This window comes from Faecalibacterium sp. DFI.5.82 (assembly GCF_029076575.1).
GTDB lineage: Bacteria > Bacillota > Clostridia > Oscillospirales > Ruminococcaceae > Faecalibacterium > Faecalibacterium duncaniae.
Genome location: NZ_JARFIS010000392.1, coordinates 1 through 317, shown reverse-complemented (window position 1 = coordinate 317; position 317 = coordinate 1). Strand labels below are relative to the sequence as shown.

Annotated in this window: 1 protein-coding gene; it reads right to left on the bottom strand. The window is 57.4% G+C overall.

What is annotated here, in order from left to right; translation table 11 throughout:
- The coding region (locus P0G09_RS17130; protein WP_342760553.1) for a DUF6551 family protein at nucleotides 1-313 on the bottom strand (313 nt) is incomplete at its 3' end.
- Nucleotides 314-317 lie beyond the last annotated feature (4 nt).

The window sequence follows — 317 nt, the reverse complement described above, 5'->3', positions numbered from 1 at the left end:
GGCAGGTGGAAATGCCGGTCTGCAACGCAAAGAGCGTTGCTTCGTCCTCCTTGCTCAGACCAAGGAAAACCTTGCAGCGGATGGGCAGGTCCTTACCGCCGTTGCACGCCCGACGTGCCTCCACCGTGTTCTGCCCGTCAAAAACGTAATAGCGGCCATCCCGGAAGCTGACCTTCGGATCATTCGCAATGTACTCCGAGAAGTTTTCCGCAATGGATGCCACCTTCTCCGTGCGCAGAAGGCGCTGGTATTCCATGCAGGGGAAGAGCAATGCGCTGTTCACGATCTGGTAGGTAAAGGTGCTTTCGGGCAGGGTG